Origin of the sequence: uncultured Kriegella sp., from assembly GCF_963975415.1 — a bacterium.
In the GTDB taxonomy this organism is placed as follows: Bacteria; Bacteroidota; Bacteroidia; order Flavobacteriales; family Flavobacteriaceae; genus Kriegella.
The window spans coordinates 20,612-35,958 of the sequence record NZ_CAXBGN010000019.1; the positions used below are offsets into that span (position 1 = coordinate 20,612).

At 39.3% G+C, this 15,347-nt stretch carries 6 protein-coding genes; 2 read left to right on the forward strand and 4 right to left on the reverse strand.

The genetic code is table 11. The features are described 5' to 3' along the window. Positions 1-8: 8 nt before the first annotated feature. Together AACZ88_RS23280 and AACZ88_RS23285 are read right to left on the reverse strand one after the other, a co-directional pair. A complete protein-coding gene (locus AACZ88_RS23280) occupies positions 9-1,460 on the reverse strand; it encodes a sulfatase-like hydrolase/transferase (protein WP_339716014.1) in 1,452 nt (483 codons plus the stop codon). Between the two features lie 86 nt (positions 1,461-1,546). Next, positions 1,547-2,767 (reverse strand): glycoside hydrolase family 88 protein, encoded by a 1,221-nt coding sequence (locus AACZ88_RS23285; RefSeq protein ID WP_339716017.1) that lies wholly within the window; start codon positions 2,765-2,767, stop codon positions 1,547-1,549. A gap of 658 nt (positions 2,768-3,425) precedes the next feature. Here AACZ88_RS23285 and AACZ88_RS23290 point away from each other — a divergent pair. After that, positions 3,426-6,686: a TonB-dependent receptor gene (locus tag AACZ88_RS23290; protein WP_339716019.1), complete on the forward strand. Its 3,261-nt coding sequence runs from the start codon at positions 3,426-3,428 to the stop codon at positions 6,684-6,686. Between the two features lie 44 nt (positions 6,687-6,730). Next, entirely contained in the window at positions 6,731-8,485 is a 1,755-nt protein-coding gene (locus tag AACZ88_RS23295; protein WP_339716022.1) for a RagB/SusD family nutrient uptake outer membrane protein, read from the forward strand. 144 nt (positions 8,486-8,629) lie between these two features. Here AACZ88_RS23295 and AACZ88_RS23300 read toward each other — a convergent pair whose 3' ends face one another. Both AACZ88_RS23300 and AACZ88_RS23305 read right to left on the reverse strand, forming a co-directional pair. Next, positions 8,630-12,844 carry a two-component regulator propeller domain-containing protein gene (locus AACZ88_RS23300; protein ID WP_339716025.1) on the reverse strand — a complete coding sequence of 1,405 codons (4,215 nt, stop codon included), beginning with the start codon at positions 12,842-12,844 and terminating at the stop codon, positions 8,630-8,632. A 283-nt stretch (positions 12,845-13,127) separates the two neighbouring features. Further along, entirely contained in the window at positions 13,128-14,798 is a 1,671-nt protein-coding gene (locus tag AACZ88_RS23305; RefSeq protein ID WP_339716028.1) for a response regulator, read from the reverse strand. Positions 14,799-15,347: the final 549 nt, after the last annotated feature.

The following is a 15,347-nucleotide window of genomic DNA, read 5'->3' on the forward strand; positions in this document are numbered from 1 at the left end:
TTGATATACTAGGGGTTACGTACCCAAATGTAACTACTATCCAAAAGTGCTTGATACTGAATTTCAAACTCCTCCTTTATTTTCTCAAAAATTTCCGGTTCCTTTAAAGATAAATCTTCAGACTCGTTGCTATCGTTCTTTAAATTAAACAAAACATAGTCCGTCAGTTTTGCATTTTTTACCAAAACCTCATTCCCATCGTATAAATTATTTAACCGAGGTACGGTTTCCCCATTGGCTTCAATACGTGCCATTATTTTCCAATCACCTTTTCGCATAGCCACCCTGCGCTCGTTCAAGGCGTTGTAAAATGCCCAAATTAAAGGTTTACTTCGATTAAATTCCCCATTCTCAAGAAGTGTGGTAAACGATTCCCCGTCTAATTCCCTATCGGGTAACGCAGCACCGGAAAGCGCCACAAATGTTGGAAGAAAATCTAAAGCGGATACCACTTTATCGGAGGTTCCGGTAAACGTTTCCTTTCCTATCCAATTGATGATACCAGGCACTCTAAAACCAGCCTCGTTAGTCCATAATTTCATGCCTCTTAGTTCCCCTGGAGTACCGTATGAACGTTTTGCCCTTTGATACCTCATTAAGGTTTCGGGGCCATTATCGGAACTAAACACAATCAAGGTATTATCTATATTATTTTTCTCAAAATAGGCTACCAAACGCCCAACTGCCAAATCGACATTTTCGACATTGGCAAAGTATTCCGCCTCTTCCCTATTCTTAGCCTTGGGCAAATATTTTTGCACCAAATCTTCCGGAGAAGCAATTGGCTCATGTGGTTCGTGAAAGGCGACTTCTAGAAAGAATGGGGCATCATTTTTTCTGCTATCCAACCAATGTATAGCCTCATTGACGATTACCTGGCTACTAAAACCTTCAATCTTACCGACTTCCTCACCATTTCGTACAAAGTTATCAGGGTCTTTATGACTGGGGGAGGCATTGTTATGTGTTGCCATCCAATGGTCGAACCCAAAATCATTCGGTTGTGGCTGTTCATCGGAATTAAACTTCGAACTACCATGCCATTTACCAACCAAACACGTGGCATATCCTACAGATTTTAACAGCGCAGGTATCGTCTGTTCATTTGCTTGTAGATGCACTAAATCTCTATAGTCCTGACTTTTTTTAGGGCCCGGAATAAAATCATAAACGCCTGCTTTATTTGGACTACGGCCAGTTAATAAACCAACGCGGGAAGGCGAACATACCGGTGCTGTCGAATAAAAATTGGTCAGCTTAATTCCTGTTGAGGCCAGCTTGTCTAAATTCGGTGTTTTAATAATAGGATGACCGAATGAAGCTAAATCTCCATACCCCAAATCGTCACATAACAATACTACAATATTAGGTTGCGTTTTTTCTAAACCCTGAATAGCTTGGGCTTGTGATTTCCCTACTATCAGAAAACACATTCCTAAAAAAAGAATAAAAGTTCTCATAAAATTGATTTTAGTTTCAGCATGATAAATTATATGGTGGCTTTTGTAGAAGAAAAACAGCTGCAATAGAGCCATTGATTACCTTTTCAGCTCTTTTGGGCTTTTAACTTCTTTAATCGCAATAGGGCCTCTATATAATAATAGTCTGCATAATTGATGGAATAGTCGATTTCACTACCGGCAGGTTTGTGGCCTGTTGAATGCAGTAAAAATGCCGAATTCTTTTCCTTGCTCAAATAGTTTTCGGAAAGTTCGACAATCATTTTCTCGGCCTTGTCGGCATACATTTTTGCCAAATCAGCATCTTTGGTAAGTGTTGTAAGTTCGAGAAGTGCCGATGCAACCAAGGCCGCGGCCGAAGCATCCCTAGGTGCTTTCGGAATATCGGGTGCACTAAAATCCCAGTAGGGTATAAGATCCTCTGGCAGACGATCTAAGTACACTTGTGCCACTTTTTGGGCCCAATCGAGATATTTTTTATCCCCTGTTTCCCGGTAGACCATCGTATAACCGTAAATGGCCCATCCTTGTCCGCGTGCCCACATACTCTCATCTTCATATCCTTGGTGGGTGACCGCTTTTATTTTTTTGCCGGATTCCCGATCATAGATGACCACGTGGTAGGAAGTAAAATCAGGCCGAAAATGATTTCTCATCGTAACATCGGCATGGCTAGCCGCCATATCATATAAAGACTTATCCCCGCCATTTTTCGACGCCCAGAACAGGAGTTCAAGATTGATCATATTGTCCATAATGGTATTATGCTGTGGCCACTCCATATTGGGAACATCCCGAGGCCAAGAAAGAATCGTACCTACCTTTGGATTGAACAGGGTTGCCAGCGTATCGGCCGCTTTCAAGATAATGTCTTTGTATTCGGGGTTTCCGGTAAGGCGATAGCCATTACCAAAACTATTGAATACCTGAAAACCTATGTCATGATCAAGGGCAGGAGTTACCGACAGTGGTGTTAGGTATCTACTGAAGGCATCAGCCTCTTTTTCCCATTTCTTATCATTTGTTCCTTCATATAAATACCATAAGGTTCCGGGCCAAAAACCACTAGTCCAATCTTTGTAATCGATAAACCGCCATTCTTTACTATCATGGGCTATATTTCTAGGAAGGCTGCTGGAATCATTGGGTATGAGTAGCAATGTTTTGGCAGCCTGATCCGCACAGTACTCCAGTTGTGCATTGACGTTAAAAGTGGAATCCCTTTTTTTTTCGGGTGATACATTACCACACCCCAATGCAAGGGTCAATAAAACCAAAAGGCTTAACAATCGTACACAGTTCCTCATAATTCTGAATGATTCAATTTATTTTCATTTGTCTTTGGTCACTTTTGGGCCGAGACTATGCAATTATAGTTCGATTATCAACAAAGCAACATAAAATATAATCCAAAGGCTATAAATTATGATTCTTTGTCTTGTGGTCTGAAGCCCTACACTAAAACTTTTACATTGCTACCTTATGAAATCATGAGACTTCTGGTAGTGCGCTGTGAATATATTTGTATAAAGCTATTTTAACTTTTCGAGACCTAAAAATGGAAATCTCGAAATTTATTCAGACTGCGACTTTCGCAAGCAGAATTGATAATTGTCTAGTGTCTACTACTATTAACTGCCGCATATTAACGTGGTATTTCGATTAGCAATTGGTTTATGGGGCATAACCATGTCTCTTAGGCAGTAAAAATAATTGAACTATTCTCCCTAAAGAACCGTTCGCCGTACCTCTTGCTATTCGTACTTTTTTTTAGAATTTCTTTCAAAAATTTTCATTTGCATTGCCCACAAGCTATAAAGAACCATAATTTATAATCAATGAACAATAAGTTATCGCTTACTACATCCTTTCTTTTTAACATTGGCTTAACGATTTCAAAGAAAGGTCGCGCACTCTAAACTTTGTTAAATCAACTCAACTTTTAAGAACTTTAAATAACACTTTATGAATACAATTAAAAACTATCAAACTATCCTAAAGTATATGGCAGGTTTGTTAGGAATCTTAAGCTTTCTATGCAGTGGTATGCATACCTCTTTGTATGCTTCAGATCCTGACGCAAATTGGAAGAACTCCATACTGAATATTGAAGTCACACAAGACCTTACGATAAAAGGTACGGTAATCAGTTCCGATGATGGCTTACCCGTTCCGGCGGCCAATGTAATCGTAAAGGGAACAACAAGTGGAACCACCACAGATTTTGACGGAAATTATACTATCAACGTTCCGTCGGAAAATACGGTACTAATATTTTCTTCCATTGGTTTTACGAGCCAAGAGATTACCGTAGGAACCAACAATACCATTAATGTTTCTTTAGAGACCGATGTTAGCGAACTTGACGAGGTAGTAGTTGTTGGCTACGGTACAGCTAAAAAGGAAACCTTGACCGGCTCAATTGAACAGGTAAAGCCAGAGGTCTTTGAAAGTCGAGCGGTAACCAATGTGGCATTGGCTTTGCAGGGTCAATCTCCGGGATTAGTGATTAACAGGAGTGCCTCAAGACCTGGTAATGAAGATATCAATCTACAAATTAGGGGTGCTACATCGGTCAATGGTGGAAGTCCCTTGATCGTTATTGATGGTGCTCCAGCTTTTGATGACAGTGAGTTTTTTCAAATGAATCCAGATGATATTGAATCGATTAGTGTTCTTAAAGATGGCGCCGCTTCAATATACGGTTCTAGGGCAGCGAATGGGGTAATTTTAGTTACTACCAAAAAGGGTCGTGGAAAAATGAAGGTGGAGTTCAATACAATGATTAGAGCCAATTTTATTGGTCTAAACCCTCCAGTTCCTACTATGCAGCAATATGGTCAACTATGGTTGGATGCCGCAGAACAAGATGCCGTTCCTAATTATTGGAATTGGGGCGAAGAAACCGTAAGGGGTTTTGCAGCGGGTGAAGCCAGATTCTATCAAACGCTTCCAGCGGTATGGGGATATGATGGACTCGTATATATGGCACCGGCCAATCGTTTTGATGAATTATATGGGTCTAACTTTGGCCGTCAAAATACCTTGAGTATTTCCGGGAGTTCAGATCAAGCTAGGTACAGGTTATCTATTGGAGAGTCTGAATCTCAGGGTGCCTTAAAAACTGCCTATGACGGTATAAAGCAATACTCGGTAAGGTTGAATAGCGACTATGATGTTACGGAAAAACTAAACTTGACGGCGAATATTGCCTTACAGAAAAATATTACATCAAGTCCGTCACAAGGGTTTGGACGTACACTCGTTGCCCAAGATGCCCCCGTATTTCCTTCAAAAAATCCTCAAGGGCAGTGGTACGGTAATTTTGGCATAGGAGGAACGAATTCAGTAGCCGCAACTTCAGAAGGTGGCAGAGATAATCTCGAAGAAAATCTAGCTAAACTAACACTGAACCTTAACTATGACATAGGGTATGGCTTCAGTGCCATGCTAAATGGGACCTATAACCATGTGAATAGCAGACGGGATGTCTACAATATAGCGGTACCTACATATAATTGGAATGGTGAATTGGTGAATGCGGTAACCAATAATCCAACAATTTCGGCGCTACATATCACTAAATCTTATCAAACCTATGGAGGCTTTCTAAACTATGACAAAAGTTTTGGCAAGCACAATTTTGGGGTAATGGCAGGTATAACTGCCGAAAAAAACGATTTCAAGGCTCTTTATGGGCATAGAACCGGTTTCGTAGATGAGGGTGTATATGATATATTGGTCGCAACAGGGGTTCAGACCAATGGAGGAGCAAATAATAACAATAATAGAGGTCAAGATCATGAAGGACTATTTTCCTATTTAACAAGAATCAATTATGATTATGATGAAAAATACTTGGTAGAACTCGTTGGTAGACGAGATGGTTCTTCCAGATTTGCACCTGGTTTTAAATTCAATAATTATGGCAGTGTTTCTGTGGGTTGGAATGTTCATAAAGAAAAGTTTTTGGAGAACGTAGATGGCTTAAACAACTTAAAAATCAGGGCCAGTATCGGTTCTAGTGGTAATCAGGTAGGTATAGGTCCGTACGACTATGTATCTACCATAGCAACCGGCACTGAACTTTTTGGCGAAGGGGGAACGCTTAGTCCAACTGCTTGGGTTAGTGGCTTGACCACTACTACACGTTCTTGGGAAGACGTTGTCATGAAAAATATCGGAATTGATTTTGCGTTGTTCAACAACAAACTATCCGGTAGTTTCGACACCTATGAAAGAAAAAACAATGGCATGCTTGTAAACGTGACATACCCCGAGGTATTAGGGGCCGAAGCGCCTGAAACCAATAGTGGAAATTTAGAAACCACAGGTTGGGAGGCCGTTTTGAATTGGAGGGGCGGTAAAAATGATTTCTCGTATAACATTGGCTTAAATATGAGCGATAGCAATAATATGTTAGTCAATTTGGAGGGAGGAAACGCTATTCAAGCAGGCTTACGCCGAACCGTTGAAGGGTATCCTCTGAACTCCTATTTTGCCTGGGAAACTGATGGACTATTCCAAACACAAGCTGAGGTTGATGCATATAACGCCCAATATGCCGGCGATGGCTCAGAAGTGCCTACCGGTGCCTCTGCCTTGCGAATTGGGGATTTAAGAAAAGTTGATTTGGATGGCAATGGTGTTATCAATGATCAAAACCCCGATGCAGAAAAAGGGCAGGGTGATGTAAAATTTGTTGGAGATGCCCAAGCACACTACGTTTTTGGTATTAACCTGGGAGCAAAGTATAAAGGCTTTGATTTTACAGCCTTTTTTCAAGGTCATTTAGAACAAACTGTGTATCGAAATGGCGTCTTGCAAGCACCTTTCGTTTTTCCTTGGCCAAACCAGACCGTAGCTTATAATGGTCAGCAGTGGACTCCGGAAAACACTAGCGCCACCTACCCTAGGTTAACAGCGCAGACAGGTCTAGCCCGGTGGAATTGGTTTGAAACTGATATAGCTGCCCAAAACAGTAAATATGTGCGTCTTAAAACACTTGTTATAGGTTACAGTTTGCCATCTGATGTTATAAATAAATTAAACCTGGATAAACTACGTATTTATTTTTCTGGCAATGATTTATTTGAGTTCACCTCATTGATCGATGGTCAAGATCCTGAATCTGGCGTTACCCCGTTGTCAACAGATACAAACATAAATAGGTCAATCTATCCGTTTCAACGTACTATTGCCATAGGTCTAAATTTAGCATTTTAGTTCTTATGATAAGGCAAGTAATAATTAACGAAAAAAATATACAGATGAAAAAAATAATATCCCTATTCTCAGCGGTCTTCCTCTTACTAGTAAGCTGCGAGGATACATTTCTTGACTTACAAGATTTAGATAGTGTAACTGAGCAGGTCTACTTTGACGATCCCCAGAATTTTGAGGATGCCGCAAATCGCTTCTATAGAGGGTTGCATTCTCCATCTCCAACAATGAATGATGGTTGGGACATGATAACCGACTATGGAACGGAATTATCAGGAAGAATTCAAGATTACGGGCAAGGTGTAAATACCGCAACAGATGAAGATATCTATTGGAACAATGGCTACACTTACCTCAGAGAGATAAACCTTTTACTTCAAAAAGCAGAGGAGTATGTCGCCGATGGAGGTGATGCATCTGAAATAAGGGAGTCCATTGCAACTGCTCATTTCTTTAGAGCCTACCAACACTTTAGATTATTAAAACGATTTGGTGGTATACCCCTTGTGACCGAGGTGACCAATGTGGATTCAGAAATTCTATTTGCCCCTAGAAATAGCAGATACGAAGTGGTAGAACAAGTTCTTTCAGATTTAGATTTGGCTATTGCAGGCTTACCCCAAACAGCGACGGGTGCAAATCTTGGAAAAATCAGCAGTATCGCCGCCATGGCCTACAAAGCACGTGTGCTTTTATTTGAAGGTACTTGGGAAAAATACGTCGGTACCGCTACTGATTTTGAAGGTTCTGGAACCGAAGATAATTCCGTGGCCTATATTGCGGCAGCGGTGACTACCGCAAAAGCCGTAATGGACAGCGGTCAATTTGCAATTTGGAATCAAAATGCTGACCCTATTATGGAAAATAATTCTTACAGATGGTTGTTTTCTTTGGAAGGTGCGGAGTCAAACCCTGGTGGTTATACCAAAGCATCAAACAACGAATTCATTATACAAACCATATATGATTTTGGTACGCAGAACACCATAAACAGTCTATTTACCCAAATCAATTTTGGGAGAAATTCACCTACACAGGTCGCATTAGACATGTATGTGAGCGATGATGGGTTGCCTATTGATAAGTCACCCCTATTTCAGGGCTATGCCGTGCAGTCCGACCAATTTATTGATAGAGACCGAAGAATGTGGGCCAATTTTGGCGAACTGGTACTTGAGGGCGAATCTCTTCCGATATTAGCTATCACAGCAGAAAGTGGTACAAATTTATCTAATTGGAAATTCACGACTTGGAATAATTATCGAGTGGTCAGAACAGAAGGGTACAACTATCCCCATTTAAGATATGCAGAAGTATTATTGATCTATGCAGAAGCATTATACGAGCGTGACGGTTCTATTTCAGATTCCGATTTAAATATCTCAGTCAATTTAGTTAGAGATAGGGCTGCGGTAGCCCCGTTAACCAATGCGCTGGTTTCTGCAAATGGATTAGACATGTTGGAAGAAATAAGAAGGGAAAGAACTGTAGAGCTTTATATGGAAGATAACAACCATTGGAATGACATAAGACGATGGGATACAGCCAAAGATTTACTTAGTGACGACCTTATCGGATATGTCATTGAAGGATCTGAATATGAAACCGACTCCTCCCTTTTTGATTCATCGAATGCTATTTTCGGCTTCAAAGAAGATTACCCATCTGGGGTTGGTCCGGTGAGGGCTCTAATTATCGACCCATCATCAAATAGACCATATAACCAAAAAAATTATCTATGGCCACTGCCAATAAATGAAACCGTAATAAACACAAACTTGGTACAAAACCCAGGTTGGTAATCGATATTAACAATAGTTTTTTTGAGTTAGTTTTTCTGGGGAAGCAGCTGTGGTGAGAGCCACAGCTGTTTTTTTGATAGTAAATACAATCTTGTTGCATGGCAACGCTTACTTTGGAAAAGGCTTTTACATTAAAACATACAACTAATCGATATCTACACTGGAACCGGACCTTCCTTTCTTCTCCATAAATTCAGTTGGTGTCAAATCAAATAATTCTTTGAAGGTTTTGCTAAAATAGGCCGTCGAATTAAAACCGGTCATATAGCTCACCTCTTTAATGGAGTATTGATTTTTCAAAAGAAGTTCAGAGGCATGCCTCAATCGCACCGTACGTATAAAGTAGCTAGGGTTATTCCCCGTAAGCGAACTAATTTTTCGATATAATTGTGAACGTCCGACCCCTAACCCCTTTAAAAGATCATCCTGCTTAAACTCCATGTCACCAATATTGTCCAAGACAATTTTTGTGGCCTTGTCTAAAAAAACAGCATCGATATTGTTCGAGGTCACTTCACTCGAGGGAAAGATGCCCCCTACCTCAGAAAATCGTTTTTTAAGCCTTTTCCTGGCCTCTAACAAATTGCTTATCCGAGCCTTTAAAACCTTAGTTACAAATGGTTTGGACAAATACCCATCTGCCCCGCTATGGTACCCTGATACCCGGTCATCGTCTTGACTTTTTGCGGTTAATAGCAATACGGGAATATGACAAGTTTCAAATTCGGTTTTAATGCTTCGACACAATTCAAAACCATCCATCTTGGGCATCATCACATCGCTAATGATGATATCGGGGTAATACTTTCGGGCCATTTTCAAACCTTTTTCCCCATTGGCAGCCTCCTTGACATTGTAGGTGCTTGCCAAATCGTTTGTCAAATGCATTCTCAGCTCCTTATTGTCTTCAACAATGAGTACCGTTGGGAGGCTCGTGCCCTCGGGTCGGGCTTTTTTCGTGACAACATCAATTTCCTCATTGGCAATCAGCATATCATATTCTACGGCCTTCATTGAGTTAATACGAAATTCGTTCTTCACGTTCTCAACCTTTTCCGTCCGTGCTTTGAGGTTTAAAGGCAATCGAACCATAAATTTGGTTCCCTTTTTATGTTGGCTTTCTACCGAAATATCGCCTCCATGAATTTCAACCAATGCCTTTGTAAAATTAAGCCCTATACCAGTACCCGACTTGGTAACATCCAAATTATAAAATCGCGAAAAAATATTCTTCAATTGTTCTTTGTCTAGTCCTACACCGGTATCTTCTACAATTATTTCAACATATTCGCCTGGTTTTTCCTTTGTAAAGAATAGCGAATCGTATATTTTTTCTGTTCGTGACACCTTCTTCATGGCGACCGTAATGGATCCCCCACTATTCGTAAACTTAATGGCGTTGGAAATTAAATTGGTAATTATTTTTTCTACCTTATCTTGATCAAAAAGCGTCGTAATATTTTCCGGATCCGATTTGAACCGGTAGTCTATTTCTTTTTTATTGGCCAAGCCTTTAAAAAGTGAAAAAATATCCTCGCAGAACTTAACGATATTTCCTTTTTCGAGTTGTAGGGGAGACATGCCGACATCCATTTTCCTATAATCCAGCAATTGATTCATTAGATGTAATAATCGCCTAGCACTTCTTTGAATGGTCAGTGCTGAAGATTTGACAGGACTCTTTTCAGGCACACTGGAAAGTATGTTATCGATCGGGTTCAGGATTAAGGTCAAAGGCGTTCTAAATTCGTGCGACACGTTCACAAAAAACCGCAGTTTCATCTGATCTAACTCGTGTCGTTGGTTTTCCCTTACTTTTTGGGTGTAATAATACATTATGGCCCAAAAAAGCAAACCACCTACGAGCATGTAGATACCATACATCCACCAAGTTTTCCAGAAAGGTGGTAAAATCTCGATATTTAATTGTGCGGCCCCTGCATCTTCCCAATCGCCGTCAATGGATGCCTTTACCTCAAAAACATAGTTACCCGGTTGCAAATTGGAGTGGTTGACAACCCTATTGGATCCAATATCAATAAATTCACCATCTAGACCATGCATCTTATAGGCGTATTGTACTTGTTCGGGGTTTTCAAAATAAAGTGCGACGAATTCAAAGGAAATATAATTTTCATCGTACCTCAATTTAAGTTTCTCTCCGGAATTCAATGCCCCATTGATCAAGACTCTGCCATTTACAGTGTCGCCCTGCACCACTTTTATATTATTCAGTTTAAAATCGGTGATTTGGGGATTCAGCACAATGGAAGAAGGAAAAGTAATATCATCTGGGTGAAAGATATTAAAACCGTTAATACCGCCTACCAGAATGCGTCCGTCTTTGGTCTTTTCTATTGATTGGGTCTGAAACTCCGAGCCCTGCAAACCATCATGTACATTAAAGTTTCTGAATTGACCTGTACTCGAATCCAAAAATGATAGTCCGCTTTTAGTCGAAATCCAAATATTGTGATTATCATCTTCCTTAATACCTACGACAAGGTTATTGGGCAGGCCGTTCTGGGAAGAGTACGACCTTATCAGTTTAAGATTACTATCAAGCTTGAATATACCGTTGTCAGTACCCAACCAAATATTTCCGAGATGATCCTCGGTAATATAATTTATTCTATTGCCTTGTAAGCCGTTTTCCCTTACCTCAGAAAAATAGATTTGTTCAGGTACATATTCTTGTATTTCATCAAGGGCAACGACATTCAACCCAAGGGTCGTACCAACCAATAAACGGTTCTTCGAATCAATGAACAGCCGTAACACAGAATTGCTAGACAAACCGTCTTCGTTCAACGAAGTATTCTTATAACTATGAAAAATTTGATTTTGGGGATCGAACAGGCTTATACCCTCAGTGCGAAGGCCGAGCCATAGTCTCTTTTGGCGGTCTTCGACCCCTGCCCATACAGAATTTTGACCAATGGAATTCGGCGCATCGGGACGATGCCCATATCTAACGAACCGCTCTTGTTCAGGGTCGAAGCTGTTCAGCCCCCCATCGAGGGTACAAATCCAAATTTTACCATCTGATGATTCAAAGGTATACAGTATTTTATTGGAACTTAAAGAATTGCTGTTACCATACTCATGGCTGTAATGTCTATATGTCTTTTTTTCCTCGTTAAAAAGATTGAGACCTCCATTATAGGCACTGATCCAAATTCTTTGCTTGTCATCTTGTAATACTGACTGGACGATTTTTTCATTTAATCCGTTAGCATTATCCGGTTGATAATAATAATGGCCGAATGAGTATTTTGAGGGATCTAATTTACTTACACCTTTGTCGTAGCTTCCTATCCAAAGTATACCGCTATTATCTTCCAAAACGGTAGAAGGCTTGTTGTTAGGCAAGGAAAACGGGTCAAAATGATTGTTTACGATTTGATGCTCGACTGTCTTTTTATTTTTATCTAAAAGAAAAAGACCATGACCATCTGAAGATACCCAAATGATACCTTGATTATCCTGATATAGATTTCTAAAGGGTATATGAACATCTGCGAACGAGAGATGGGTAAAGGAATTACTTTTTCGAGACCATAAAACTATATTCGAAAGGTCGTTACCGATCCAAAAATCATCATCAGAATCTACAAACACATTTTTGGGCAAATGATTTAATTCGTAAGGTCGCTCATGATCGATATAAATGCGGTCAAAATTATCGGTCTTCCCGTTATACCGATTTAAGTATGGGCCATCGGTAACTAAAAAAACATCATATTTCTCATCGACAATAATCGAATTCACACTATTCTCGTCCAACGAATTACTATTGGATTCATCGTTCAGATAGTAGGAAACTTCTATTTTGTTTTGTGTTACTAGCTTGCCCTGTAGTCGTATTTTTATCGCGCCATTATTCGTAGCCGCCCATAACACATTGTTTCTTTCGTCGTACAATATATCATTAATAACTTTTCTTGGGCTGTTTGAAAGAGACAATTGGTCATTCAGACCTATTCTATAGAATTTATCGGTTTTTTTATTAAAAACATTTAAGCCGTTGTTCGTGCCAACCCAAATGTTACCATATTTGTCTTCAGTTATGGCATTTATTCTATTATTACTTATCGAGGTTGAATCATTCAGAATAGCACGGTAAATTTCAAACTCGTAGCCGTTATATTGGTTTAGGCCATCGATGGTGGCAAACCATAAAAACCCTTCGCTATCTTGAAATATTTCCGTACATGTACTGCTTGACAGCCCCTCGGCCGTATCAAGATTTTCAAATTTAAGATTAGGGAACTGAGGGTACGTAAGCGGTATGGCCGATAGCCAAATCAGCACAAGAGCAATTCTTTTTACTTTTTTCAAACTTCTACGCTGTCCCATATCATGCCAAAAAGTACTTTCCAACCACTAACTACGTGAGGTCTGGCCCTATTTCATTAGTAATCAAAGTTATTGAAAAGAATTGATTTTTGTTTATTTTTCAATACTTGTAGCATTCTTCGTGGCTCTAAAATTTACCAAAAGAGCGGGTGTCGCGAAGTCTGAAATCACATTCAAAAAAGTCGGAAATCAACCCTTTGAAAATTATATCTTCAAAGTGGTCATTTATTAGGCGATTAAAAAAGTAAAATAGCTTTAACGTGCTTTCTATGCGCCACAGAAACTATTTATGAACTATCTCTTCTATTTTGTTTAGCAGGTCTTCGGGGTCAAAAGGTTTAAAAATAAAACCATCCATACCACTTTCTATCATTTTGTCTTTTACCTCTTGAAACACCGAGGCCGAAAGGGCAAGAATGGGTACATCTGTGTTAAATCTTCTAATTTCCTTAGATGCCGTATAGCCATCCATAACAGGCATTTGAATATCCATCAAAAGTGCATCATACTCATTATCGCGTACTTTGTTTACGGCAAGAAGTCCGTCATAAGCGACGTCTACAACCAAGTTGGCCTTCTCCAGTATCTGTTTGCCCACCATAACATTGATTTGATTATCCTCAACCAACAATACTCTTTTACCCTTGAGATCATGTACCTTTTTTTGGGTAACCTGGTCCAATTCACGACTCGAGGCCAGTTTTAATTCCAGATTGAAATAAAAGCGGCTTCCGTTCCCGACTTCACTTTCAACCTGCACCGTAGACCCCATCGCTTCAATTATACTTTTTACAATTGGCAAACCAAGTCCGGTTCCACCATACAGGCGATTTGTACTGCTGGAAGCTTGTGCAAAGGCCTGCCAAACCTTTTCTTGTTGTTCTTCATCAATGCCAATGCCTGTATCTATGATTTCGGTACGGATAATTATCGTATTATTTGTCGCAGCTTCTTTGACAATTTTCAAGGTCACGCTTCCCTTATCGGTAAACTTAATGGCATTGGAAACTAAATTATTGATTACCTGATTGAAACGAACAATATCTAACCATACTATAGGAAGTTCATCATCAATTTCCAATTCCAGCGTAATTCCTTTACGTAAACAACTGGACTCATGAATTTTTTTTATCTGCTTTACGGCTGCCAATATATTAGTAGGAATCGGATCTAATTCGATTTTTGTTGATTCCATTTTACTGAAATCCAAAACATTATTTAGTAAATTCAGCAGTATTTTTCCGGAGTAATTCAGCGCTTCAATATTCGGCTTTTGATCCTCACGCGGATTCGTATCGCCCAATATATGTGAAAGACCGGTGATGGCATTCAGCGGGGTTCGTATTTCATGGCTCATCATACTTAAAAATCTAGACTTGGCATTTGACGCCTCAATGGCCATCTCTCTTTGATTGTGTATTTTCGAATAAAATCCGGCATTTATCAAAGAAAAATATATTAATTGATAGGTTACTAGAACTATGGTAGTAATAATAGAAATGGGGTAAATGTACCTTCCTGCCAGTACAGGGTCCATATGAGTAGTAGTAAAAAGATTAAAATCAGTAATATATAAGAGAAACCAAAATGTCATCGACAAGCCTGAAAAAATTGCAATAAAGAGCCTTTCCCTTCTGAAAGAAAACAATACAAAAGGTAAGGCCATGGCAAACATCAATATAAATTCTACACTACCGGCCTTTCCTATGAACGAAGCAGTTAGTGTAACACTAAAATTAAAAGCAAGCATATAGATAAAACGGGCAACGGTAAGGCTTCCTTTTCTAGATATAATGGCAGAAAGAATAAAAAGAGGCGCGGTTGCCCCAATGTAGTTGCTTAATTCATGCATATCTAGACCTCTAGCAATAAAAAACCAGATTATGGTTATAATAGTGGTCAACAAGCACAATGTAGAAACAATCTTTATTCTTCTCCTAGAAAATTCTGACATATTATCGATGTATTATTGTAAGGTAAATATAAGATAACGGTTCATGAAAACACAACAACCATTTTGGCTATTAAACTATGGTGGTTAAAGTGGAACTTTTCGCTGTTATGCAATTCTTCTTTTTTAAAACATTTCAGTATAGGTAATCGAAAACTATACATAGGAACTTTCACCTGTAGCCGAACAATTCCCCTAAAAGGGAATGTATAAGGACAAAACGCCTTTTTCATGTTTTTATTTCCGATGAATTCTAAACTCCAGTAAGCTGCCGAGTGATATGTTTTAATGAACTATCTACAATCGATCTTAGGTTGAGAAGTTAAAATTATGCCTTTCAGTTTCCCCTTAATATTTTCTTATTTAAACAATTCGCCTAACTACCTAATTTGAAAACATCTCACTGAACAGCATACAGCTACTTCAGTGTGTAGAACAGAATTTCCGAAAAAATCATTTTGAACGAACCCAACAATTATGGTAAACCTCAATCACTATATTTTACATAAATTTGTTGTGGTATAGCGTATATGTGAAGACATACAAAAATGA